Below are 23,227 nucleotides of genomic sequence, written 5' to 3' on the forward strand. Positions count from 1 at the left end.
ACGCAAAGAAAACAGGAAGTGTGGAGGAGCGAGAGGCGAGTCCTACGGGCCGTCCGCCCTGCTCAGGAGAACGTCGTAGGGGGGAAGGTCGTCGAGAAAGGCATAGCTCTGGTCATCAAAGTCGATGGCACAGGCGTAGTGCGTCTGGCCGTTGGTCACCACGAGGTACGGGGCCTGCAGGACGATGTTGTAGCGGGCCCCCTGGTCGAAGGCGTCCTGGGCGATCGAGACGCGCGGGGCCTTGCACTCGACCAGAAGAAGCGGATCGCCCTGCCGGTCGTGCACAATGACGTCGGCGCGGCGCGGCTGGCCCTGGACCCGGAATGCGGCTTCAATGGCAACCAGGCCCGCCGGCACATCGAGCTCCTGGATCAGATACTGCACGAAATGCTGACGCACCCACTCCTCGGGCGTCAGGCGGACGTACCGGTCCCGGAGCGGGTCGTAGATGGCCCGAGCGTCCCCACGGGCCTGCGTCCGAAACTCGTACGTGGGCAGATTCAGCGCGTCCACCACCCTGTTGATCGGTGCGAGAGAGCGACTGGACGGGTCCGTATCGGCTACGAGACGGGAGACCCGGGGCTGTCGCCGTATCCCGTCATCTCCACGTACCCGCGGCCGGTCGCGGAGCCCTTCACCCGAACGAAGCCTTCCCAGTAGCGGACGGACACGTTGAGCTCCTGGTCCGGAAACAGGGGCGTAATCCGCAGGTCGATGTCTTCGTCGGGCACGCGCAGGGTCCAGTCCACGGGGTAGGTGTGCGTGCCGTCCGGGCTCGTCCAGGTCTCAAGGACCTCCACAGAGACGTCCGAGCGGTCTAGCGTCTGGGTTGCGCCGTCCGGGCCCACGATCACCCCTTCGCTAAAGCGGCTCGGGGTGCCGTCCGTCCGGCGGAGTTGATAGTACATGAGGTCGCGCCCGTCGTCGAGCTGGAGCGAGAACCAGTCCCACCCCTCCTGGTCGGGGCCGAGGGCGGAGGTGCTCCACTCCCGGTCCATCCAGCTGTTGCCGGTCACCGACAGCGTGTCGCCCGACAGGACGAGCGTCCCCTCGGTGGCCAGGCGCGTGTAGGAGTAGTAGTACGACGCGTTGCCGCTCCCCGGCCCCTTCTGGCTCAGGCCCTGATCGCCCTGCAGCACGCGCGGCTTGGTGGGACGGAGGGCGAGGTCAATGCCGACGCCTTCCTGCTGGGCCCGCAGGCGGAGCGGGAACGCGGACGAGTCGGGCCCGGTCATCGACCAGTCGTCGAGCCACACGCGGAACGGGGACGAGTGCGCCCCTGCCAGCCCGGCGCCGCCCCGCTGAAACCGCTCAAAGGCGTGAAATTCCTCGGTCGCCCCGTCGGTGACGGCGAAGTGCGCCAGGTAGAGCTGGTTCGTGCGCCAGCCGGCCGTCGACGAGTCGGGCGCCTCGGCCGGCGGGGTGAGGCCGGTCCGGAAGATCGTCAGCTCGTAGCCGTAGGGCTGGGCGTCCGGGCCGCTCAGCGTGCCGGTTACGTACCACCACTCCGTCTTGTAGCCGGGATGCGGGCCGTAGTCGTCCGGAAACGAGAACGCCCGGGGCGCCGTGGCCCGCCGGTAGCCGGTGGTGTCCCCGGCCATCGCCTCCGATACGGAGACCGACGTCTGCAGCTCGGCCTCGCCGGACGAGGCCGTGAGCCAGTAGGCCCCCAGGCCGAGACCGGCGACGGCGGCGGCGAGGACTGCAAGAATCGAGACCGAACGAGTCATGTTGAGCAGGAAGGGTCTGGTGTATCGGTGTACCTCAACGGTCCGCCCCGGCCCCCGTTCGCTGCTCGGCGAGACCGTGGGGGGCTCCCGGCGCGGCCCGCTACGTGGTCGTTACGGGGGGCAGCAACAGCCGCAGGGCCAGCGGGACCGTCCCCATCGTCAGGATCACCACGGCCACGACGACCGCGAAGGCGTCCGGGGAAACGACCCCCAGGTCGAGCCCGCGCTGCATGACCAGAAGGGTGATTTCGGAGCGGGGAATAAGGGCCACGGCAAACGTCAGCGCACTGCCGGGCCGCAGTCGATTCATGACGGGCATGAACGAGCCCAGCCCCTTTCCCACCACCGCAGCCGCAAACAACAACAGAACTGCTCCTAGATTTCCGAACAGAAGAGACAGATCGAGCGCAAACCCAACGTGGAGGAAGAAAAACGGAATGAACAGGTCGGACAGCGAGTCGAACGAGGCGTCAATCTTGACGGAGAGTGGATCCCGACTGAAGATGAGCCCGGCGAAAAAGGCCCCGATGGCGGCCGAGAACCCGAGCAGCGCCGCAAGGCCCGCCACCATGAGCCCGACGCCGAGGACGCTGATCATCAGGTCGGGCCGGGGCTGAAGATCGTGAAGCCAGTGCGTGAGCGGATGCTCCAGGTACTGCGCAAACAGGAGTCCGCCAAGCGCGAGCAGGGCCATTTTTCCGAGGACAAGCCCGAGCGTCAGGGCCATCGGACCGACAAGGTCGGCCGAAAGGCCGGCCTGCAGGTGTGGCACCAGCGCCGTGAGGAGGGCGAAAAGCACAACGCCCGAGAGATCGTCGAGCTCCGCCACGTCGAGCATAAGTGCGCCTTTGGCAGAGCCGAGCTGGTCCGTATGCCGCCAGATGCGTACCGACACCCCGATCCCCGTCGCGGTGAGGGCGACGGCGGCAAACAGGCTGGGAAGGAGCGCCCAGTCGAGCAGGAACAGGGCCACGCCAAGCACCGCCCCGAGGCTCAGGGTGATGTTCGCGATCCAGATCCGCGTCGCGCCCGAGAGCCGGCGGAGCAGGTTCTTCGGGGTGCATTCCAGTCCGATGCGAAAGAGGAGGGCAACGATCCCGAGTTGGGCCAGGAAGGAGAGCACCTGAGGCCCGTCGACGAACCAAAAGAGGCCTGTCCCCTCGACCAGGCGAAGGGCCATTCCGATCAAGAGGTACCCGAGGAGGTCGGGAAGATTGAGGCGCTCGAGTGCGGCCTTTGCCAGACGTGAAAGAACGATCAGGATGCCAACCAGAAGGGCCCCACGCGCCGCAAGGTCTTCCATTTCGAATGCTGTCATCAATAATCACGCTGTGGACCGCACACCAACGGTTCCTCGGCGCGAGTCGTTGGGTCGGCAGGCCCACAGGGCTGGGGGAGGACGAGGGCGATGTGGTGTGCCGTTCGTTCTCAATCTCCCTGTAGGGCCACCGCCGGGTTTGACCGCGCCATGCGCCACGTCGGGTAGAGGCCCGCCAGGAACGCGGCCACGACCGCCAGCACGAGCGACTGGACCAGGACGTCGGTCGGCACTGTGAGCTGGAGCGTCCACCCGAAGGAGCGCTTGTTGATGACGAAGACCAGCACGTAGGCCAGCACGTAGCCGAGCGGCAGCGACAGGAGGCCGGCGATGGCGCCCATCAGGCTCGATTGGAGCGTCAGGTAGCCGCCCACCTGGGGGGGCGTCATCCCGGTGGCCCGCAGCACGCCCATCTCCCGTCGCCGTTCCAGGGCCAGGGCCATGAGGGCCGTGAGCACCCCGATGAACGCTACGGCAATGGCGAGCAGGCGCAGGACCGTCGTGATGGTAAATGTGCGGTCGAAGACGCGCATCGACGTCTCGCGCAGGGCCCGGTTTGACCGGATGAGCACGTCCTGGAGCCCCGCCACGGAGGCGCGCATGTCCGCAATGAGGGCGTCGACGGAGGTCGTGTCGGCGGCCGCAAACGCCAGGCCGGACACGCCGCGGTCCTCGTAAAACTGCTCGTAGGTCGACCGGCTCATGAGGGCCACCCCGAGGTCGGAGCCGTAGTCGTAGTAGACCCCTTCGACGGCAAATGGCTGCTGGCCCCGATCCGTCTGGAGGCGCAGCGTGTCGCCCACGCCCACGTCATAGCGGTAGCTGTAGGGCTCGGAGACGAGCACGGAGGGCCCCGACCGAACCGCCTCCCACGCCGTCTCGGGAGTGCCGGCCTTAAGCTGGTAGATGTCGGCGGTCTCGGGGCCGGGCTCCACGGCCACGAGGTCCGTGCGCCCCACGTCGGCCCGTACGGTGACGCGACGGACCGAGTAGGCCCCTTCGACGCCCGCAACGTTCCGCAGGCGACGCGCGACGGTGGAGTCGATCGTGGCGGTGGAGCGGCGGAAGACGAGGCTCGGCGGCTGCACGTAGACGTCGGCCTGCAGCGACTGCTCCAGCCAGCTGGTGACGGTGCCGCGGAAGCTGTCGATCATCACGCCCACGCCCACGGTCGACGCGATGGCGATCGTGAGGGCGGCGATCGCGACGCCGGCGCGGCTCAGGTTCGTGACGACGCCGCGGGCCGCCATGCGCCCGATGACGCCGGCCGCCCGCCCGAGCAGGGGGCGCGCCCCGTTCGACAGCCCCACCACGGCCCACGGAATCATGAAGGCCGCCCCGACGAGAAGACAGAACAGCGCCCCGTACCCGGCCCAGATGCTCTGTTCGGTGACGAGGAGCAGGAGGCTGCCGGCCGCGGCGACGAGGAGGCCGAACCCGGCCCACCCGGGCGCCCGCCGGCGCAGGGTGCTCTCTCGGGTCGACCGGCGCAGCACGGTGCTCACCGAGGCGGCGGTGGCCTCCTGGGCCGGGGGCAGGGCTGCGGCCAGCGTGGTGCCGACCCCCAAGAGGGCGCCTTTCGTCAGCGTCCACGCCGGGACCGACAGCTCGCTCACCTCCACCACGAAATAGAGGTCGTTGATGGTCTGCGCCAGGAGCTGCACCAGGCCGGACGCCAGCACGATGCCGAGCAAAAGCCCAATCCCGCTGCCCACCAGGCCCAGCACGGCGGCCTCCCCCACCACGAGCCGAAAGACCTCCCCGCGCGTCACGCCCAAGGCCCGCAGCCGGCCAATCAGGGCGCGGCGCTGGACGACCGAAAAGGTCATCGTGTTGTAGATGAGAAACGCGCCCACGATGAGGGCCAGCAGGCTGAGCGCCGTCAGGTTGAGGTCGAACGCCTTCGTCATTTGGGCCACGGTCTCCGTCCGGGTGTCCGAGCGCCGCAGTTGGGCCCCGTCCGGAAGGGATTCGCGCACCCGACGGAGGTAGGCCTCCCGGGCCGACGCCGCCGAGGGGGTAAGCAGGTCGATCCGGCTCAGCTGGCCGGCCTGGTCGAAAAGCTGCTGGGCCGTCGATACGTCCACGACCAGCAGGTTGGCCACCGCCCGGCGCGTCCGTTCGTTCTGCGGCGAGATCAGCCCGCTGAGCACCACCGGGTGGGTCGTGCCCTCGATCCCCACGCGCAGGGTGTCGCCGGAGGAGAGCCCAATCGCCTCGGCGGTGGGGGCACTCATGAGGGCTGCGTCGTCCGTCATGAAGGTCCCGAGGTCCAGGTCGCTGCCGGCCCCGGTGCCCAGGTAGGGCCGGAAGGGCGCGTCGGCCAGGGGATCGATCCCCACCACCTGGAATGTGCGGTCCCCTCGTTCGAGGGAGCCGTAGCCCTCCACGATGGGGGCGGACGGGCGAATGCCGGCCGCCCGGAGGCGCCGGTACACGTCGTCGTCGAGCGCCCCGCCGGCCCCCACGACCTGGTGCGTCGCGGCGCCGGTGACGGTCTCGGCGGACAGCTCAAACGCCCGGCTCGCGCTCGTATTGGCGAGGTCGATCGCCACCACCACGGCCACCCCGATCGCCACCCCCAGTACCGACAGGCCCATGAGCCACGGGTGGCGGGTCAGGTAGCGCCGGCTGGAGCGATGCAGAAGTGTCATCGAGGAGCGAACGGGACGGGTGAGAGAGACAGGGACGAGCGCGGCGCCCTGGGCGGCGCCACGGCGCTTCGTTCACGAATCGCCTGTGTGTGGGCTACGTCCCCGACGTGATGTATTCGGGCACCTCTTCGTGCAGGGATCCGCCGTGGAGGTGCAGGACCCGATCGGCCCGGGGAACCACCTCCGGGTCGTGCGTGGCCACGAGGAGGGTGGTATCGGTATCGACCACGAGGTCGCTGAGGAGGGTGAGCACCGCCTGCCCGGTGTCGTAGTCCAGGTTGCCCGTCGGTTCGTCGGCGAGAACGAGGAGGGGCTCGTGGGCCAGGGCCCGGGCGACGGCCACCCGCTGCTGCTCCCCGCCGGAGAGGCGGTCGGGGAACTGGTCGGCCCGGTCGGCCAGCCCGACCCGGTCCAGCATCGCACGGGCCCGGTCTTTCGTGGCCCGGGGCGCCCTGCCGGCCAGCTCAAGGGGCAGCCGCACGTTCTCCCCAACCGTCAGGGTCGAGATCAGGTTGAACGACTGAAACACAAACCCCACGTGAGAGCGGCGAAAGCGAGTGCGTTCCGTCTCGGACTTGCCGGTGAGGTCGGTGTCCCCGATCCGGACGCGGCCGGAGGTGGGCTGGTCAATGCCGCTGATCAGGTTGAGGAGCGTGCTCTTCCCGGCCCCGCTGCGTCCCATGAGGACCGAGAAGTCCCCCCGATTCAGTCGCAGTGAGACCTCCTGAAGCACCGCGCGCTCCTGATCGCCCTCCCGGTAGGTCTTTGTGAGGGCGTCGAGCTGGACGAGGGGCGACGAGGCGTCGGGCATACTGGCGGGCGGCGGTCGGAATGGGGCTTGGCGGCAGGGACGAGACCCAAGTCCAAAAACCCAACGCCGAGGATGGAGGGGGCCGTTCCGAGGGGAGCGCCTCTCTCCAGAATCTTCGCGCCCGACCGCCAACGAGATGAAGTCCGAGGACCTGCGATCTCGACGTCTCCCCGTGAGAGGAGGGCCTGCCCTGGTGCTGTTCGGACCAGATCCAAGGATGCACGTGGGCGAGGCCCCCGCCCGGGCTCAGCCGAGCGGCATCGGGCAGAGCACCGACCTTGGGGCGCGCGGCGGCATTTCTTCATTCTCAGAACCGGATTGTCGCCAACGAGAGGCTTACCGCGTAGCGTGCGCCGCTGCCGAGCGTCGAGGTGGAAGGGGTGATGCTCGCCCCCAGGTCGAACCGGTAGAATCCGAGGTCCAGCCCGAAGCCTCCGGAGAGGGCGACGGCCTGTGTGCCGGAGACCCGAGCGCCGGCGCGGATGGGGACGGGCCCGAGGTGGAGCGTCCCCCCCATATGGAGGGCCGCCGGACTGGGCACCGCCCCGGCGTCCTCGTTAAGCCCGATCGATGCGCCCCCGTTCAGGGTGACGAGGCCCTGGTCCCAGGTGCTGTTCACGTGTAGCGTGGTGGGAAGGCCGGTAGCGAACGACGAGCGGTCGCGATTCACGTCCTCGTAGGCGGCATGAGCAAGACTGTCGACCTGGTCTTCGATGTACTCCCCCGTTGCGCCGTCGTACTCATCATCGATCCGATCCGAGTCCAGCGTCACGCCCTCAAACCGAAAGACATCCTCCACGGGCGTCACCGTCTGGGCCTCCTGGCTCCAGCTGATCCGGCCCAGGTCCGTGATGCTCGCCGAGACGAGCAGCCCCGGCCGCACCGTGTAGGTGGCCCCGAGGTCGAGGCCGCCCCCGATCCCCGCGATCCCGGACGACCCCCCCACGACTTCGTCCACCGGGTCGTCGTTGAAGGCGTTGAACGTGTCGAACAGGCCGGTGCTCAACGGGCCCGCCGCCCGGGCCGTGTAGTCGAATCGGTGCACCAGGGAGTCGCCGCTCACGGTCGCCTGCGAGTTGAGGGCGGCGTCCGCGAAGGCCGTCCCGAAAATCACGCGGGGCGAGACGCCCACCGACAGGGGCACCGACGAAAACCGGTAGCTGAAGGCCCCGGTGACGTCGACGGTCGCGTACGCTCGGCTGCGCCCGTCGACCGGTACGGTGCGTTCCTCCCCCGTCCCTCGGAGCAGCACGTCAAACAGGCCCTTGTTCATCGCGGAGGTCTGAACGGTGCGGCCCCGAATGCCGAAGCCGACCGCCCAGGAGCGGTCGCTCGGGCGATGGGTGATCGACAACGGGACCACCTCCAGGTACGTGCTTGCCGTTTGCTGGTCCCCCCCGAACCAGTCGTCGAGGATGGCCTTCTGCTCGTCGTTCGGGAGGGCCTTTTCGTTGTTGTAGAAGAGGGGGTCGATGTGCTCGAACTGGTAGAAGTCGCCCCCGTGGTAGGCCCCCACCCGAAGCAGCTGAATCTCGAGGGAAGGGTCGGTCGGCCCGACCGTCAGGTTGGCCGGATTGGAGTAGAGCGCGGCCGGGCCCGTATCGAAGACGGACGTGCCCCCGCCGGTGCTCACGGCCGTCACGCTGCGCATGCCGGACTGGCCGTGAACGGATTCGGGCGCCAGGGCCAGAAGGCCCGAGAGGAAAAGAACAAGGGCCGAGCGGAAGACAAAGGCGTGGGGCGTCATCGGTCCAACCTGCTGTGTCGGGAAAGAGAGGTGCCGGGGGGGGCGGTCGCGTCGAGGCCTCTGGGGCTTAGTTGCCGGTTTGAACGGAGGCGTCGGCCTCGAGACGGACGCGGTTGAGGATCAGCTGGTCGTCGGCCCGGAGGCGAGCGACGGCCGACGTGCCCCCTCCCGATCCCGCCTGATCCATGTTGAGGGCGAGCCGAATTTCATCGCCGTCGGCCAGCGCTCGCAGGTCCTCCTGGGTACTGCCGAGGGGGAAGACGAATGTGCCCGATGACGGAGCCGCTGCCGCGCCGTCGTCGTCCTTCGCGGCCGGCTCAATTCGGAAGTTGTCGTTTTCGAAGTCGCCGTTGAACGTCTCAATTGCCGAGCCCGCGGCGTCGACAATGACCATCCTCACGTCTGCCCCGAGGGGCAGGCCGTTCGTATATTCGAACTGCAGCTCCGCCGTCGAAATGTTCACGTCCTCCTCCGGGTCGGTCAGGTCGTTGAGGTCGGACAGGTCCGCATCGATGGTGTCCCGCACGCGGAACCGATCCTTGATGCGGAGGGGGACGTTGAGCGAGAACTTCGCGTCCAGCGAGATGGGTGTTCGGACGCTCAGGCCGCCCTCGTCCGTGTTGATCCGGGCCTGCCCGGCCAGGCGGACCTCCGTCGGGAGGGCGTTGACGAAGTCCGCCACGTTTGAATTGTCTCCATCCACCACGAGCGGCGTTCGCACCGTTTCGCCCAGGGACGCATCCTCAAGCCCAACGCCCAGCTTGATCAGCTCCTCATTCGGAAGGGTAGAGCCGTTTTCCGTAAACGCAGAAAAGGGTGAGGGCAGGGAGGACACGTTCCGGTCCGCCCCGCGCGACGCGTCCTGATCTTCCGTTCCGCCAAGATAGATCTGGTCTGTCTCGTTCGTCCCCTGAATCGCCGCATACAACTGGGCGTCCGTCGACGCGAGGTTGGCGGTTTCAACCTGGAAGGTTAGGCTCACGTCCGCCAGCTCGAGCCCGTCCACGCGTCCCGTGATGCCCCCAAAGCCATCGAAGGCCGCCGTCCGCACTTCGCTGTCGTCGGCAACATCAACGGCTCCCCCGTCTTCATTCGGCGTGACGGCCACCGTGAACGGCCTCGCCGCACCGACATCGATCTCCTGAATCTCAAAATTGTCGAGGGCGGTCGACGCCCCGAAGGAGATCTTGTCGTCGTTTTCCACTCTCAGGTCGGGGTTCACTTGGCCGTCAATCTCAAACGTGACCGTCCCGTCTTCGTCGATCTTCGGCTTGTTCGGGTACACGCGCGTGCCCTCCGGACCAATGCGAAACCCACTTCTCAGGTCGTTTATGTCCCGTTCGTATTTGCCACTGGGATTTTCGACAAAGCTGACGACGAGCTGGTCGTCTTCGCCGTACGGCTCAACTCGAATGTCGGGATATACGAACCGAAGCTCATCGAACACACGCTCCTGGGCGGTCGGGGAAACCGTGATGTCTTGCCCCCTAATCTCCGTGCTTCCGAGCTCCACGTAGTTGTCCTGCGCCTTGTCGAACGCGACCCGGTCGCTTCCACGTACCGGGATAGTGGCCGTTGCCGATCTCTGTAGCTCCTCTTCGGTGAGATAGTCCCCGATCCGCTGTTCTCCCGAGGACGGAATTCCTTCCTCTTGCAAATCAATGAGGTCCCGTTTGAAGCTCTTCTGGGCGAAGGTGAGGGCCCCGGTCGCGTTGTCGAGGGCGCCGTTCAGGTTCCCGATGTCGAAGTTGTCGATTGTCTGCACGACCGAGATGTCGTTGTTCGCCGCCTCCACTTCGAACAGGGCGTCGAAGTCCGACGAGGTGGTGTCGATCAGCGGGTCGAATTCACTGTTCGGCCCCCCGAGAAACGTGAAGGTTTTTTCCTGTACGAGCGGCGTGCTGACCTCCGTGTCGGTGTTGAGGGATGGCGAGGAATTGCCCGTGGGCACGTCGCACCCCATCAGAGTGACGAACGTGAGTGCGGCCGCTGTGAGGGGCCACCAGCTAGCCTGAGAAGAAGACATGGCGCAGAACCGGTTGCGGAAAGGAAAGACGGTGTTCACTGAAAGTGGGAGCGGTGGCCTCTCGGAGACGGGCCGTTGTCCGCGGTAGGAAAAGGGGCGTTTCTCCAAAACGGCCTCGCCGTGATCAAAATTCCTGAGGTCAGCCCTGAAGCGCAGCACATTGAGCGGCACTCGCCCTTGAGTCCGGCTCACATGGTGCGTTGGTCAAGAATCGCGCCAGGTCGGATGCCCCGCCCTTACGCTGCGGCCTGGTTTCTTGAGGGCGACGATACCTGTGCTGGACCTGTAGTTTCTTCGCCCCGCAGTGCGCAATTACGCGGCCTGCGTTCGGCGGACATGGATCTCCACGCCGGACGGGCACGCTCGACGTTCGGGGCGACCGGGCCGTGGTCGTAGACAGGCGTGCCGTCGCCGCCCGTCTGGCCGAGAGGGCTTCTCCTGCCGACGCCCAATTGGGCCCGCGTGGAATCAGCAATCATCCAGAGAGCGGGTGGCGGGTCGTGCTTGGCGCCCCGCACCCCTCGTTATCGGCAGGGACTGAGGCAATCGGATCCGGTACGGCATCCGCCACAGTTCCGGCTTCCCGCGCCGTCATACAGGCCCCCAGGCGCTCGTCGGATGCAACACATCTGCGCGCTCGTCTCGTCGGCCGGTCTCTCGTGCAGGGCCCTCGCCCCGGCGCAGCCCGTTGGTCCGGACGTCAGTAGACCCTGATTCGTCCCATTGCGGCGGCGACGCCGTCAATTCCGGGCGGTCGTCGATACGATGTGAGTGGGCGATGGGGGCGCTGCCCCGGAGGATGCGCTTGAGACCCTTCCTCGACACCCTCGACATCCGTGGCGGCTCCGTTTGACGACCGCGGGGCTACGCCTCCTCGCGGCGCGGGGCCAGGACGTAAAGCACGGCCATCCGCAGGGCGACCCCGTTTGTGACCTGGCTCAGGATGATGGACCGCTCGTGGTCCACGACGGCGTCGGTCAGTTCAATGCCGCGGTTGACCGGCCCCGGGTGCATGATGAGAAGGTCGGGGTGACGGCTTAGGTGGTCGGTCGTGATGCCGAACTGGCGGTGGTACTCCCGGGTGCTGGGGAAAAGGCCTGCGTTCTGCCGCTCCATCTGGATGCGCAGGGCCATGGCGATGTCGCAGCCCTCTAGGGCCTCGTCGAGGCGGGTCGTGGTGCGCACGTCCAGCGCCGCCTCCATCTCCACCGGCAGCATCGTCGCCGGCCCGCAGAGCGTGACGGTGGCCCCGAGCGTGGTGAGGGCCTGCACGTTGGAGCGGGCGACGCGGCTGTGCGTGATGTCGCCGATGATGGAGACGTTCAGGTCCTCAAACGAGTCGACGTGCGCCCGCATCGTGAGCACGTCGAGCAGCGCCTGGGTCGGGTGGGCGTGGGCCCCGTCGCCCGCGTTCAGAATGACGCTGTCGGTGCAGCGGGCGAGGAAGTGGGGGGCGCCGGGCGACGGGTGGCGGAGCACCACCACGTCCACCTTCATGGCCTCCACGTTGCGGGCCGTGTCCTTCAGCGTCTCGCCCTTCGTGACCGACGAGCTGGCCTTCGAGAGGCTCACGGTCTCGGCGGAGAGGCGGCCGGCGGCGAGGTTGAACGAGAGCTTCGTTCGGGTGGAGGGCTCAAAGAAGAGGTGGGCGACCGAGGTGCCCTGCAGGGTGGGCACCTGACGGATGGGCCGGTCCAGCACCTCCCGAAATTCCTGAGCGGTGTCGAGCAGGTACTGGATCTCGTCGGCCTCGTAGGGGGAGAGGTCCAGCAAGTGCTGGTGGCGCAGCCCGTCGGGGCGATCCAGGGCGGCAGACGATTCGGAGGCAGCCATAGGAGGGGCGGGAGAGGGGATATGGGAATCAGGGAAATCGCGGAAACGGGCACGCTCAGCGGCCGTCGTCGGCGGACGGACGGGACGCGGGGGCTTGGACCAGCCACACGCCGTCCGCCTCGTCGACCTCCTCGACGCGCACCCGCACTTCCTCGCCGGGCAGGGTGGGCACCTCGCGCCCTACAATGTCCACCGAGATGGGAAGCTCGCGATGCTGACGGTCGATGATGGTGAGGAACTGAATGGTGGCGGGGCGGCCCCGGTCCATGAGCGCGTCGAGGGCGGCGCGCCCCGTTCGGCCGGTGAACACCACGTCGTCGACGAGCACGATCGTCCGGTCCGTGACGTCGAACGGGATGCGTGTGGTCTGAATCTCGGGCTGCTCCAGCCGCAGGCGCACGTCGTCCCGGTACATGGTCACGTCGAGGAGCCCTAGGGGCAGCTCCAGTCCCGTCTGGGCCTCGATGCGGCGTTGGAGGCGACGCGCGAGGTGGACCCCTCGCGTCTGCATGCCCACGAGGGCAAAGGTGTCGGTGGGAGACGCCGCCGCCTCGGGGGCGAAGCGCTCGATGATCTGCTGGGCCATCCGGTCCAGCGTCCGGCCGAGGTCCTGGGCCGTCATGAGGTGCGCTTTGATGTGATCGTCGGACGGCATGGGGGCGTCGGGCACGATGAGAGCGGAAAGGCGCTGGGGGAAATTGGGGCCGTCGCCGTTGGGGCGAATCGCCTCCCTCAAGGAACCGAACAGGCGGCAAACTTTCTAACGGGTCCGGTGCATTTGGGAATTTGCCAGTTTCTTTATGGCCGAATCCAATGCCGCGCGTCGCTACCTCGATCCCGTCGTCGTGTCGCAACTCGAGACCATGGAGCTGCGGGCGCGGCTGATCGTGGAGGGGTTCATCACGGGATTGCACCAGAGTCCCTACCACGGCTTCTCGGTCGAGTTTGCCGAACACCGCCCCTACAACCCGGGCGACGAGCTCCGGCACGTCGACTGGAAGGTCTACGCGAAGACCGACCGCTACTACATCAAGCAGTACGAGGAGGAGACCAACCTCCGCAACTACGTCGTCCTCGACACCTCCGCCTCGATGCGCTACGCGGGCGACAGTGAGCTGTCAAAGCTCGACTACGGGTCGTACCTCGCCGCGGGGCTCCACAACCTCATGCTGAAACAGCAGGACGCCACGGGGCTCATCGGGTTCGACGAGTCCGTGCACACGCTCCGGCCCCCGAAGGCGACACAGGGATACCTGCGGCAGTTGCTCGTCACCCTCGAGCAGTTTCGGCAGCGGGACGCGACGGAGCAGCGCACGAACGCGGCCGCCGCCCTCGAGGAGGTGGCCGAGCGGGTGGAGCGCCGATCCCTTATCATCGTGATCACGGACCTCTTCGAAAACATCGCGGCCCACGACGACCTTCTGCGGGCGCTTCGTCACCTCCGGCACCGGGGGCACGAGCTGATTGTCTTCCACGTCCTGGAGGGCCAGACCGAGCGACAATTTCGGTTTCCGGACCGGCCCATGCTGTTTCGGGACGTGGAGACGGGGGAGGAGGTGTCGCTCCGGCCCGCCCAGCTGCGCGACCACTACACGGAGGCGGTGGAGCACTTTACCGAGACGTTCCGCCGCAGCTGCCTGGAACACGACATCGACTTCGCAGAGCTGGACACGAACGAGGCCTACCACACGGCCCTCATGGCGTACCTTAACAAGCGCTCGCGCCTGGTGTAGTCGCCCTCACGGGCGGGCCGCGGCCTCCGACGCCGAGGCCGTGAGGGCCTCCAGGTGGTCCAGTAGCGCCGCCCGCGCCTCGGGCCCTGGGAGGGCCACAATCACGGGGCCGTCTCCCGTACGCACGCAGAGCACCTGCTCCGAAACCGCACTGGCAAACACCTGCGTGGCGGCGTAACGGCGGTAGTGACGATGGTAGCGCTGGGCCGAGATGAGACGAACGTCCTGAATATCGGGGGCCGAGAGGGTGCGCGTCTGGTCCCCTTGGCGAAGGGTGACCGCATCGGGGCGGCACGTCACGCGAACCGCCGGGCGGAAGCCCACGAGCCCAAGCCCGGCTAGGACCAGAACCGATCCCACCTGTGTCTGCCAGAACAGGGGCTCCCACCCCGGAGACGCGGCAAGGGCCGAGGTCAAGAGCGCCCAGCCCAAATAGTGCGCCATGAGCAGGATGATGGTGAGGCCCGTCATCGCCACCAGGTAGAGCGCTTCCCCCTGCAGCCGGTCGTTCGTCCAGGCCCGAACCGCGCGGCCGAGGACGGAGGCGCTGGGGCGGTAGGTCCGAGGGGCCTCAAAGGTCCGCGTCACGATGTCCATTGGGGATTGATGGAAAGAAGTCCCTGCCGGAAGGGAGGAGCGGGAGGGGCACAAGGAGCACGACTGGCCGTCGGGCACAGGCCATCACGCCCAACCACACGAGGGCGGGTGGGGTGCGTGGGGCCCAGCCTGGGGAGGAACTATTTCATGGGGCGCCATATTCGCTGAGGTCAAGCGTCAACTCTTCGCGGAAGGCCCGGTAGCCCGTCATCAGGATTGCGGTCATGGGCACGGCAATCAGAAGGCCGAACACGCCGAGCAGCGTCCCGAAGACGAGCAGGGAGAAGAGCACCAGGAGCGGGTGCAGGCCGACCTGGTAGCTGAGGATGTTTGGGGTCAGCACGCTCTGTTCGAGCAGGCTTTCCCCCAGGAGGACCGCAATGACGATGACGGCCTTGACCCAGCTCCCGAGGATGAGCGCCACCAGGGCGCCCACGACCATCGTGATGAGGGCGCCGATCTGGGGAATCAGGTTGAGGAGGCCGGCGAGCAGCCCGATCAGCAGCCAGAACGGGATGTCGAACAGAAACAGGAGCACCGACACGTTGATGGTTGCGATGATGCTGATGAGAAGCTGCCCGCGAAAGTACCGGCCCACGATGCTTCCGGCCTCGACCAGGTAATCGCGCCGCCCGCCCGCCGTGGGAAAAAGGTCGACCAGGCCCGACTGGACTGTCGGGTAGTCCTTCAGGGTGTAAAAGAGGATGACGGGCACCAGGGCGAGGAGCGTGACGACGCCTAGAAAGGACCCCAGGGAGGCCACCAGGTTTTCGGCGGCGCTGGGCAGGCGGCCGGCCTGCTCCTTGATCAGGGCCTGGAGTTGGGCAATCACCTCCTGCTTTCGGAGGAGCCCGGCCCCTTCGAGGGCGTCCAGCACCGTGGAGGCCTCCAGCCAGGCGCGCAGGGTCTGGACGGTCCCCAGCACCCGGTCGGAGAGGGCCTGCGCCTGATTGGCGATGTTCGGGGCGAGAATGAGAATGAACAGAACAAAGACGCCCACCACGAGGCTGGTCACCACGAGCGAGGGCAGCCAACGGGGCACCTGATAGCGCTCCCTGAGCCGCTCGACGAGCGGGTTCAAGAGGTAGGCCAGGAGGTACACGGCCGCAAACGGAACGAGAACGCGGCTGACCTTGTCCAGCGTCCAGAGCAGAAGCAGAAGCCCCCCGGAGAGCAGCAGGGCCCGCACGGCCTTGTGGCCGCGCAGTGGCCAGAGGAGAACGACGCCCGCAAGGCCCACGAGGGCCGGAGACAGAAAGCCGTTCTCCGGCGGGGGCGTGTGCATCTCGTACAACATCACGAGGAAGAGCACGACCCCACCCGCCACGAGCACCGCTTCGAATGCCACCCTGCGAAGCCGTTCCAGCCGGGACGCCGGGGCCGACGATCCGGGCGAGGAGGGGTCCGAAGGGTCGAGGGGCACGACCGAATCGGAAGACTCCGATGAGTCGGGCGAGGGGGAGTCGGGGGGCATGGGACGGGAGACGGACTTTGACGGACCGCCTGCTGCAAACTGCTTCTGTCCTGATGGGTTCGGGCCGCCGGTCGTCTACGTTTGGCGGGGGCATTGCTGCTCGTGAGAGACCCGGAGCCCGTCCCCCAGTCTATGGTTTTGGAGAAAAGAGGAACGGGCCCGACCTCCCGGGCGGGGTCGCAGTACAGATTCCGAAGAATCTCTGTCCCCTTCTCTTCCGCAAGCCGATTGCTATTGTGGACCCTACCGACTCCTCTGCACCGCTTCCCCCACCCCTTCGGGGCACCAATTCGGGAGCGTTCACGCGCCGCACGATCGCCGCCCGATGGCCCCGAATCGCCGGGCGTGTCATCGCGGACAACGACTTTCCCGACCCGATCAATGCTCGCATCCAGGCCCTCCGCGATGCGCTTCCCAACGGGCCGATCCGGCGGCTTCGCGACGACGAGGCGCCCGACGCGGCCCTCTGGGAGGAGTATGTGGCGCCTCATCTCGGGAAGACCTGGTTGGAGGTGCCGTGGTTCTTCGGTGAGACCTATTTCTATCGTCGGCTGTTAGAGGCGACCGGATACTTCCGGGCCGGGGCCGGGCGCCAGGCCGACCCGTTTGCCGATCAGAAAGAGCAGGGCCTCGCTCACACTGAAGCCCGAATCGAGGCACTGGCTCGGCGACGGAACCGGGCCCGCGACGAGGGGCACGAGACGCATTCCGTCCTGACACGGTTGCTCCGTTCGGCGCTCTGGGGCAACCAGGCCGACCTGAGCATGTGGACGGCCGACGAGGAGGGGCCGGGCCACCGGCATCCCGAGCGGGCCGAAGAGCACCTTCTGGTCGACGACACCCCCGTGGCGCTCGCGCAACTGGAGGAACGGGATCGCCCGGCCCGGGTCGACGTGTGGGCCGACAACGCGGGGTTTGAGCTCGTGTCGGACCTTGCCCTGATCGACGGGCTGCTTGCCGCCGCGGCCGTCGGGCGGGTAACTTTGCACCTGAAGGCGCATCCCACCTTTGTCTCCGACGCGACCGTCGACGACGTGCACGCCACACTCGCCACCCTGGCCGACGCCGACGAGGCGCCTGTTCGGGCTCTGGGGGGGCGGCTGCGCAGGGCCCTCGCGGCCGGGCGCCTTCGCCTGCGGGAGGGGTGGGTCTGGACCTCGCCGCTCCGGGCCCGTGAGCTGCCGCCTCCCGTGCGTGCCGAAATGGCCCGGGCCGATCTCCTGATCAGCAAGGGGGACGCCAACTACCGGCGCCTCCTGGGGGACCGGCAGTGGGACTTCACGACGCCGTTTGCGGAGGCAAGTGCGCCGGTGCCGGTGCCGGTGCTGGCGCTCCGGACGCACAAGTCGGAGGTGGCCGCCGGGCTGTCGGCGGCCCAGGTCGATCGGCTCGACGACGAGGAGCCGGACTGGGCGGTGAACGGAGAGTGGGGCGTCATGCAGTTTGCCCCGGCCGACGCATCGCCGGAAGCCATGCGCCCCGTGGCCTGAGAACGCATGCAGGAACGCCCGGGCGCCACGATCGTGGGGAAACGAACTGTCAACCCCCATCTCATTTGGCCTGCAGATTCCATGTCCGACCGCCTGACGTCTCGCCAGCGCGCCCACCTTCGCAGCGAAGCCCACGGGCAGGATCCCCTCGTGCACATCGGCAAGGAGGGGGTGACCGACGCCGTCATGCAGGCGGTCGAGGAGGCCTTCAACACCCGCGAGCTGGTCACCATCCGCGTGCTCGACAACGCCCCCCGCCCCGTCCGCGAGGTGGCAGAGGCGGTGGCGGACGCCCTGGAGGACGTACAGGTCGTCCGTACGATCGGGGGCACGGCCCTGTTTTACCGTCCGCACCCCGACAACCCGAAGATTGACCTGCCGGCGTCGGGGGCCGAGGAGGCGTAGGGGCGCCCCTACGCCGTCTGCGTCGTCCAGTATCGCCGCAGCCCCAGTGCCGCCATCCAGCTCGGATTGGCCCGTTCGTAGCGGTCCCAGGCGTCGCCGTCGACCCCATGGTCGGAGGCCCGGCCGCGCATCCACTGCGTGACGGCATCCTGGAGGGCCTCATCGCCGTCGTCCCACCCGGGCAGCGTTCGGGCGGCCCAATTGTCGGCGGTCTCGATGGCGGCCTCCAGCCGGTCGAAGTGGGCAGGAAGGTCGTCGTAGAGCCCGAAGTGCGTGGGGGCGAGATGGTGAAGGTCATGCCGGTCGGCCGCGGCCCGGAGGGCGGCCAGGCTCTCGCGCCAGGCATCGAGGTCGATTTCGGGGGGCGCGAGGGGAAGCTCGACGTGGCGCTCCTCGGGCATGCGGACGCCCCCCACGTCGCCGGTGAAGCAGACGTCCCCGAGCACATAGCTCATGTGGTGGGAGGCGTGGCCTGGCGTGTCGAGCGCAGTCAGCGGCTCCCCGCCCAGGGGCACGGTGTCCCCGTCGTTCAAAGCGACGAGTTGGTCGTCGGGGACCGGGTGCATCTCCCCCCAGAGGGCATCCATGTCGTCCCCGTAGATGCGCCGCGCACTTGCCAGTAGGCGGGCCGGGTCGGACAAGTGCGGGAGCCCGACGTGATGGGCGTAGATCGTGGCGCCGTGCCGGGCGAGATGGCCCGCGGCCCCGGCGTGGTCGAGGTGGATGTGCGTCAGAAAAACCTCCGAGATGTCCGCCGGAGTAAGGCCCCGGGCGGCCAGCCGGGCCTGCAACATGGGGACGGTGGAGCCAGGGCCCGTTTCGATGAGGGCCACCCCGTCGGCGTGGGGGTAGAGGTAGGCTGCGATGATGCGCCGTTGGTCCTGGAAGTGGAGGTCGAGCGTGTCGAGTCGGTCCAGCATGGCGGGACGGAAGAAATGAAACGAGGGCGGCGATCTCGCGCGGCCATAGAGGGGCCGTTGAGGGGCAGCGAACGAATTGAGACGTACGTTCCTTCCCCCAGTCAGCGGGGAGGCTCTGCCCCATCGGCGCTCGGTTGAAGCAGGCTGCGCACCTTGTGGAGCAACGACTCGCTGCCGGCCGTGACCAGACTGCCGCCAAACACGACGTCGTCGGCCTCGGGGGCGAGCGGTTGGGCAACACCGCCGGCCTCCCGCACGCAGGGCACCAGGGCGGCCACGTCCCACGGGCGCATGAGGGTGTCCACGGCCGCGTGGGTCCGCCCCCGGGCCACGAGGGCGTGCTGAATGCAGTCGGTGACGAACCGAAACTTGCCGGCCCGCCGGACCAGATCGGTGAGACGGTAGGGCGTCTGGTCGGCCTCCGCCGTGACGTCGGAGCTGTGGAGGGCCGTGGTCGTGACGGTGGCGGCATCGAGCGACTCGACCGGGTCTGCGCTCACCGCGTGCTCGGCCTCGCCTGTTCGAAACCAGCAGCCTTCCCCCCGGGCGGCGTATACGGTCTCGCCGAGCGCAGGGAAGTGGATCACCCCCGCGACCGGCGTGCCGTTTTCCAGAAGCCCCACGAGTGTGCCGAAGAGGGGCACCCCAATCGTGAACCCGGCGGTCCCGTCCACGGGGTCGAGCACCCACCGGTACTGGGCGTCGTCGGGGCCGCTCGCGCCGAACTCCTCCCCGAGTACGGCATGGTCGGGGCGCTCGTCGGCCAGGTGCTCGCGCATGACCCGCTCGGCTTCACGGTCGGCCTCCGTGACCTCCGTGCCGTCCGGCTTGTGGGTGACGCTGACCGTGCGGAAGCGGGGAAGGATTTCGTCTTCGGCGATGTGGGCCAGGTCGAGGGCCAGGTCGAGGTCGGAAGAAAGGGCGGACATCAGAACGGCGTTGCGTTGTGGAAAAGTGAGTTGTGGGGCCCGCCGAGTCCGAAGGGATCACGAGGGGGACGGGTCCGAGGCCATCTCGTTAAGTGTCCGGCGGGCGGCCTGTTGCTCGGCGTCCTGTTTGCTTCCGGCGGTGCCCCGTTCGTGGGCTGCGTCCCCAACCCGCACCTCCACCGTGAAGGTTTTGTCGTGGCTCGGGCCCTTCTCCTCGACGACGTGATAGGTGGGCTGAGGGCGCCCCAGGGCCTGAAGGTGTTCGAGCAATTGGCTCTTGTAGTTGTCGTCCCGGGTTGCCACGTCCTCCAGGTCGACGCGGGCGAGCACGCGGTCCTGGACGAATCCCCGCGCTGCCTCGTGGCCCAGATCTAGGTAGACCGCCCCCACGAAGGCCTCGAACGCGTCGGCGAGGATGCTGGGGTTGTCGCGCCCGTCGCCCTCGGCCGCGTTTTCGCTCATCAGGAGGTGGGGGCCGAGGCCGAGGCCACGGGCGTAGGTGGCCAGGGGGCGCTCGCTCACGAGCCGGGCCCGGAGTCGGGTGAGCGCGCCCTCGTCCTTCTCCGGAAAGCGGCCGTAGAGCACCTCCCCCACAAAGACGTCGAGGAGGGCGTCCCCCAGAAACTCAAGCCGCTCGTTCGACCGGAACGTGCGCGCCGGGTAGACGCGGAGCAGCGATCGGTGCGTGAGGGCCCGCCGGTAGTGGGACAGATCGTCGACCGGACGCCCCACGAGCTGCTCGACCGCGGCCGGGTCGACCTGCACGCCGGGGGGAAGAGAGTCGCTCATGCGCCGTCGAGACAACGATTGCGGGGAATGACGAGGGGTGAGTTTACGCAGGCCCCCCCGCTGGGATCTAGTGACTCGACGAAGACGGCCCGGAATTGGCGAGGAAGCAACGAGCGGCCGCCGGGATCACCGTTCGACGGACGGTCGTGAAACCCGGTGTCTCGTCTTGTCGCATTGCATCTCTCCGGCCATGCCCCTCGTCTCCGTAAACCCCACGACCGAACAAGAGATCGAACGATATTCGACGCACACGGGCCGAGAGGTCGAGCGACGCCTCGAACGCGCCGCGTCGGCCTTCGAGGTGAACCGGAGCCGCTCGTTCGACGAGCGGGCCGCGCGCCTGGAGCGGGCCGCCGACCTCCTCGAAGGCAACGCCCCCGCGCTCGGGGCCCTCATGACCGAGGAGATGGGGAAGCCCCTCCCCCAGGCACAGGCTGAAGCCGAGAAGTGCGCGTGGGCCTGCCGGTACTACGCGGAGCACGGCGCCGATTTCCTGGCCGACGAGCCGGTGGAGACGTCCGCCCGGAAGAGCTATGTGGCCCACGAGCCGCTCGGGCCCATCTTGGCGGTCATGCCGTGGAATTTTCCGTTCTGGCAGGCGTTTCGGTTCGGCGCGCCGACCCTGATGGCCGGCAACGTGGTCCTCCTGAAGCACGCGCCGAACGTCACCGGCTGTGCCGAGGCGATCGCGGACCTCCTGCGGGAGGCCGGATTTGCGGACCACGAGCTGCAGGTGCTGCGCGTCGACGAGGAGACGGTCGGGACCGTTCTGGACGATCAACGGGTTCGGGGCGCTACGCTCACCGGAAGCGTGCCGGCCGGGGCGGCGGTTGCCCGGCAGGCGGCGGCCCAGATCAAGCCCACGGTGTTGGAGCTTGGCGGCTCCGATCCGTTCATCGTCTGTGCCGACGCCGACCTGGAGAAGGCCGCGTCCGTGGGGTGCACGGCACGCATGCAAAACAATGGCCAAAGCTGCATCGCCGCAAAACGCTTCATTGTCGAGCGGGCCGTGCTCGACGACTTCCAGGAGCGGCTGGTGGAAACCGTGGAGGCCCTTACGGTCGGCCCCCCCACGGATCGGGAGACGGACGTAGGGCCGATGGCGCGGGCGGATCTGCGCGACACGGTGCACGACCAGGTGGAGCGGGCCATTGGGGCGGGTGCCGTGGCCGTCGCCGGGGGGCACACCCTCGAGCGCGACGGGTTTTTCTACGCCCCGACCGTCCTCGCCGACGTGGATCCCGGCACTGTGGCCTTCGACGAGGAGATTTTTGGGCCGGTGGCGTCTGTCATTGCGGCCGACGACGCCGAGCACGCCGTGGCCCTCGCCAACGACACGCGGTTTGGGCTCGGGGGGAGCATCTTTACCGAAGACCTCGAAAAGGGAGAGCGAATGGCCCGTTCTTTGGAGGTCGGCTGTGTCTTCGTGAACGAGATGACAAAGAGCGACCCCCGCGTTCCGTTCGGGGGCATCAAGGACAGCGGCTACGGCCGTGAGCTGTCCCGCCACGGGATCCGGGCGTTCGTGAACGCCAAGACCGTATGGGTTGAGGAATGAGAAAACGGCCCGGGCCGCCCCCAGGCTGAGCGACCCGCGCGGGCGTTCCCGGGTCCCGCCGCGAGGGGGCGGGGAGCCCCGACGTGCTCCCGCCCGCCTTCGGGGGACGGAAGGCGAAACGAAGCCAAGTCCCTGCCGTGAAAGCAGCCGTGGTCTCCCATTCCAGACGAACCTCGACCAAGCCTTGTGGCCACCAACTCCGATTCTCAAGGGGCCGTGTTCTGGGACTGGCTGCGTCCCCTCTTTGCCGCAGACGACGAGCCTCGACGGGACGGAGATCCTCAGCGCGGCATGGCCCTCACGGTCTGCGTCCTGCTTTCCTGCATCCTCTGGCTGTCGCTGACCCTCGGTGAGCAGCGCACGCAGACCGTCCGGCTGCCGGTCGAGGTGGTGGAGGCCCCGGCGGGGCAGGCCCTCGCTGAGGTGCCCCCGACCCACGTGCAGGTACGGGTGGAGGGGCGGGGGCTCGACCTGCTCCGACTGCTCTACAGCCCCCCCGTTGTCGAGGTCAGTGCGACCACGAGCCGGGTCGACGTGGCCGACGAGGTGACCCTGCCGCAGGGCACGTCGTTGCAAATTGAGGCGGTCACCCCTGCGTCCTTCGAAATGGCCCTGGAGCCTCGTCGGGCCCGAACGGTGCCGGTCCGGAGCCGTGTGGAGGTCGTTCCCGCGTCCGACTACGAGCTGATCGACGACCCGCACCTTGCGCCCGACTCGGTGAGGATAGAGGGGGCGGCGTCCGTGGTCGAGGGGATGGATGCGTGGCCCACCACTGCGAGCACGATTGAGGATCTGCAGGACACCGTTGAGGTGGAGATGCCCCTGGCCGATACGCTTCGCCGGCTCGTAGACGTGCATCCCCGGTCGGTTCAGGTGACGGCACGGGCGGGGCGGTTCGTGGAGGAGACGCGGGCGGTGGAAGTGGGGGTGACCGGCGTGCCGTCCGGGCAAGACCTCGTGTCGCTTCAGCCGTCCACGATTCGCATTCGGTATCGGGTCCTGTTCCGCGATCTGTTCAAGGCGCGCCGTGCCTCGGAGTTCTTCGCCACCGTTTCGTACGATCAAATTCGCTCCGACACGACCGGGTACGTGACGCCGAGGGTACACGTCCCGCCCGACCTCCACATCCGAGACGCGGCCCCCGTTCCGTCGCGGCTGCGCTACTACACCTTCGTCTCCGAGAGCTAGTGGACGGCGGGGCCCGAACTGGTGA

Annotated in this window: 19 protein-coding genes; 5 read left to right on the forward strand and 14 right to left on the reverse strand. The window is 67.8% G+C overall.

Annotated features, from left to right (window positions below; all coding sequences use genetic code 11):
- Positions 1-42: 42 nt before the first annotated feature.
- The 9 genes from OJA40_RS14880 to pyrR form a co-directional block, all read right to left on the reverse strand.
- Positions 43-513: a type I restriction enzyme HsdR N-terminal domain-containing protein gene (locus tag OJA40_RS14880; RefSeq protein ID WP_263792729.1), complete on the reverse strand. Its 471-nt coding sequence runs from the start codon at positions 511-513 to the stop codon at positions 43-45.
- A gap of 47 nt (positions 514-560) precedes the next feature.
- Positions 561-1,730 carry a lipocalin-like domain-containing protein gene (locus OJA40_RS14885; protein WP_263810983.1) on the reverse strand — a complete coding sequence of 390 codons (1,170 nt, stop codon included), beginning with the start codon at positions 1,728-1,730 and terminating at the stop codon, positions 561-563.
- Positions 1,731-1,830: 100 nt separating this feature from the next.
- Positions 1,831-3,033, reverse strand: a complete 1,203-nt coding sequence (locus tag OJA40_RS14890; protein ID WP_263810984.1) for a cation:proton antiporter — start codon at positions 3,031-3,033, stop codon at positions 1,831-1,833.
- 125 nt (positions 3,034-3,158) lie between these two features.
- A complete protein-coding gene (locus OJA40_RS14895; RefSeq protein ID WP_263810985.1) occupies positions 3,159-5,702 on the reverse strand; it encodes an ABC transporter permease in 2,544 nt (847 codons plus the stop codon).
- 94 nt (positions 5,703-5,796) lie between these two features.
- Positions 5,797-6,513 (reverse strand): ABC transporter ATP-binding protein, encoded by a 717-nt coding sequence (locus tag OJA40_RS14900; protein ID WP_263792726.1) that lies wholly within the window; start codon positions 6,511-6,513, stop codon positions 5,797-5,799.
- A 307-nt stretch (positions 6,514-6,820) separates the two neighbouring features.
- Positions 6,821-8,260, reverse strand: a complete 1,440-nt coding sequence (locus tag OJA40_RS14905; RefSeq protein WP_263810986.1) for a DUF5723 family protein — start codon at positions 8,258-8,260, stop codon at positions 6,821-6,823.
- Positions 8,261-8,327: 67 nt separating this feature from the next.
- On the reverse strand, positions 8,328-10,286 hold the full coding sequence (locus OJA40_RS14910) for a hypothetical protein (RefSeq protein ID WP_263810987.1): 1,959 nt from the start codon (positions 10,284-10,286) through the stop codon (positions 8,328-8,330).
- A gap of 864 nt (positions 10,287-11,150) precedes the next feature.
- On the reverse strand, positions 11,151-12,119 hold the full coding sequence (locus tag OJA40_RS14915) for an aspartate carbamoyltransferase catalytic subunit (RefSeq protein WP_263810988.1): 969 nt from the start codon (positions 12,117-12,119) through the stop codon (positions 11,151-11,153).
- Between the two features lie 55 nt (positions 12,120-12,174).
- The gene (gene pyrR / locus OJA40_RS14920; RefSeq protein ID WP_208426726.1) at positions 12,175-12,774 is read right to left on the reverse strand and encodes a bifunctional pyr operon transcriptional regulator/uracil phosphoribosyltransferase PyrR; all 600 of its coding nucleotides are present in this window, start codon (positions 12,772-12,774) and stop codon (positions 12,175-12,177) included.
- A 145-nt stretch (positions 12,775-12,919) separates the two neighbouring features.
- Between pyrR and OJA40_RS14925 the strand changes: the two genes are divergently transcribed.
- Positions 12,920-13,852: a DUF58 domain-containing protein gene (locus tag OJA40_RS14925; RefSeq protein WP_263810989.1), complete on the forward strand. Its 933-nt coding sequence runs from the start codon at positions 12,920-12,922 to the stop codon at positions 13,850-13,852.
- Positions 13,853-13,858: 6 nt separating this feature from the next.
- Here OJA40_RS14925 and OJA40_RS14930 read toward each other — a convergent pair whose 3' ends face one another.
- Together OJA40_RS14930 and OJA40_RS14935 are read right to left on the reverse strand one after the other, a co-directional pair.
- Positions 13,859-14,449, reverse strand: coding sequence for a hypothetical protein (locus OJA40_RS14930; protein ID WP_263810990.1), 591 nt, complete (start codon positions 14,447-14,449; stop codon positions 13,859-13,861).
- A 145-nt stretch (positions 14,450-14,594) separates the two neighbouring features.
- Complete coding sequence (locus OJA40_RS14935) at positions 14,595-15,923, reverse strand: AI-2E family transporter (protein WP_208427339.1); 1,329 nt, start codon at positions 15,921-15,923, stop codon at positions 14,595-14,597.
- A gap of 236 nt (positions 15,924-16,159) precedes the next feature.
- On the opposite strand from OJA40_RS14935, the gene OJA40_RS14940 reads away from it, so the two are divergent.
- The gene (locus tag OJA40_RS14940) at positions 16,160-17,413 is read left to right on the forward strand and encodes a damage-control phosphatase ARMT1 family protein (RefSeq protein WP_263810991.1); all 1,254 of its coding nucleotides are present in this window, start codon (positions 16,160-16,162) and stop codon (positions 17,411-17,413) included.
- 81 nt (positions 17,414-17,494) lie between these two features.
- Positions 17,495-17,818 (forward strand): YhbY family RNA-binding protein, encoded by a 324-nt coding sequence (locus tag OJA40_RS14945; RefSeq protein WP_208427337.1) that lies wholly within the window; start codon positions 17,495-17,497, stop codon positions 17,816-17,818.
- A gap of 8 nt (positions 17,819-17,826) precedes the next feature.
- Here the strand turns inward: OJA40_RS14945 and OJA40_RS14950 are convergent, their stop codons facing one another.
- The 3 genes from OJA40_RS14950 to rnc form a co-directional block, all read right to left on the reverse strand.
- A complete protein-coding gene (locus OJA40_RS14950; RefSeq protein ID WP_263810993.1) occupies positions 17,827-18,738 on the reverse strand; it encodes an MBL fold metallo-hydrolase in 912 nt (303 codons plus the stop codon).
- Positions 18,739-18,839: 101 nt separating this feature from the next.
- Positions 18,840-19,667: an inositol monophosphatase family protein gene (locus OJA40_RS14955; protein WP_208427336.1), complete on the reverse strand. Its 828-nt coding sequence runs from the start codon at positions 19,665-19,667 to the stop codon at positions 18,840-18,842.
- A 57-nt stretch (positions 19,668-19,724) separates the two neighbouring features.
- Positions 19,725-20,456 carry a ribonuclease III gene (gene rnc / locus OJA40_RS14960; protein WP_263810994.1) on the reverse strand — a complete coding sequence of 244 codons (732 nt, stop codon included), beginning with the start codon at positions 20,454-20,456 and terminating at the stop codon, positions 19,725-19,727.
- Between the two features lie 190 nt (positions 20,457-20,646).
- Here rnc and OJA40_RS14965 point away from each other — a divergent pair, with 190 nt between their 5' ends.
- Complete coding sequence (locus tag OJA40_RS14965; RefSeq protein WP_263810995.1) at positions 20,647-22,014, forward strand: NAD-dependent succinate-semialdehyde dehydrogenase; 1,368 nt, start codon at positions 20,647-20,649, stop codon at positions 22,012-22,014.
- 186 nt (positions 22,015-22,200) lie between these two features.
- The gene (locus OJA40_RS14970) at positions 22,201-23,202 is read left to right on the forward strand and encodes a YbbR-like domain-containing protein (RefSeq protein ID WP_263809210.1); all 1,002 of its coding nucleotides are present in this window, start codon (positions 22,201-22,203) and stop codon (positions 23,200-23,202) included.
- Positions 23,203-23,227 lie beyond the last annotated feature (25 nt).

Origin of the sequence: Salinibacter pepae (assembly GCF_947077775.1) — a bacterium.
Taxonomy (GTDB): domain Bacteria; phylum Bacteroidota; class Rhodothermia; order Rhodothermales; family Salinibacteraceae; genus Salinibacter; species Salinibacter pepae.

Excerpts from the sequence above, each read along its gene's own strand:
- OJA40_RS14885 (WP_263810983.1), bottom strand. The coding sequence starts at position 1,730 with ATGACTCGTTCGGTCTCGATTCTTGCAGTCCTCGCCGCCGCCGTCGCC.
- OJA40_RS14890 (WP_263810984.1), bottom strand. The coding sequence starts at position 3,033 with ATGGAAGACCTTGCGGCGCGTGGGGCCCTTCTGGTTGGCATCCTGATC.
- OJA40_RS14895 (WP_263810985.1), bottom strand. The coding sequence starts at position 5,702 with ATGACACTTCTGCATCGCTCCAGCCGGCGCTACCTGACCCGCCACCCG.
- OJA40_RS14900 (WP_263792726.1), bottom strand. The coding sequence starts at position 6,513 with ATGCCCGACGCCTCGTCGCCCCTCGTCCAGCTCGACGCCCTCACAAAG.
- OJA40_RS14905 (WP_263810986.1), bottom strand. The coding sequence starts at position 8,260 with ATGACGCCCCACGCCTTTGTCTTCCGCTCGGCCCTTGTTCTTTTCCTC.
- OJA40_RS14910 (WP_263810987.1), bottom strand. The coding sequence starts at position 10,286 with ATGTCTTCTTCTCAGGCTAGCTGGTGGCCCCTCACAGCGGCCGCACTC.
- OJA40_RS14915 (WP_263810988.1), bottom strand. The coding sequence starts at position 12,119 with ATGGCTGCCTCCGAATCGTCTGCCGCCCTGGATCGCCCCGACGGGCTG.
- pyrR (WP_208426726.1), bottom strand. The coding sequence starts at position 12,774 with ATGCCGTCCGACGATCACATCAAAGCGCACCTCATGACGGCCCAGGAC.
- OJA40_RS14925 (WP_263810989.1), top strand. The coding sequence starts at position 12,920 with ATGGCCGAATCCAATGCCGCGCGTCGCTACCTCGATCCCGTCGTCGTG.
- OJA40_RS14930 (WP_263810990.1), bottom strand. The coding sequence starts at position 14,449 with ATGGACATCGTGACGCGGACCTTTGAGGCCCCTCGGACCTACCGCCCC.
- OJA40_RS14935 (WP_208427339.1), bottom strand. The coding sequence starts at position 15,923 with ATGCCCCCCGACTCCCCCTCGCCCGACTCATCGGAGTCTTCCGATTCG.
- OJA40_RS14945 (WP_208427337.1), top strand. The coding sequence starts at position 17,495 with ATGTCCGACCGCCTGACGTCTCGCCAGCGCGCCCACCTTCGCAGCGAA.
- OJA40_RS14950 (WP_263810993.1), bottom strand. The coding sequence starts at position 18,738 with ATGCTGGACCGACTCGACACGCTCGACCTCCACTTCCAGGACCAACGG.
- OJA40_RS14955 (WP_208427336.1), bottom strand. The coding sequence starts at position 19,667 with ATGTCCGCCCTTTCTTCCGACCTCGACCTGGCCCTCGACCTGGCCCAC.
- rnc (WP_263810994.1), bottom strand. The coding sequence starts at position 20,456 with ATGAGCGACTCTCTTCCCCCCGGCGTGCAGGTCGACCCGGCCGCGGTC.
- OJA40_RS14965 (WP_263810995.1), top strand. The coding sequence starts at position 20,647 with ATGCCCCTCGTCTCCGTAAACCCCACGACCGAACAAGAGATCGAACGA.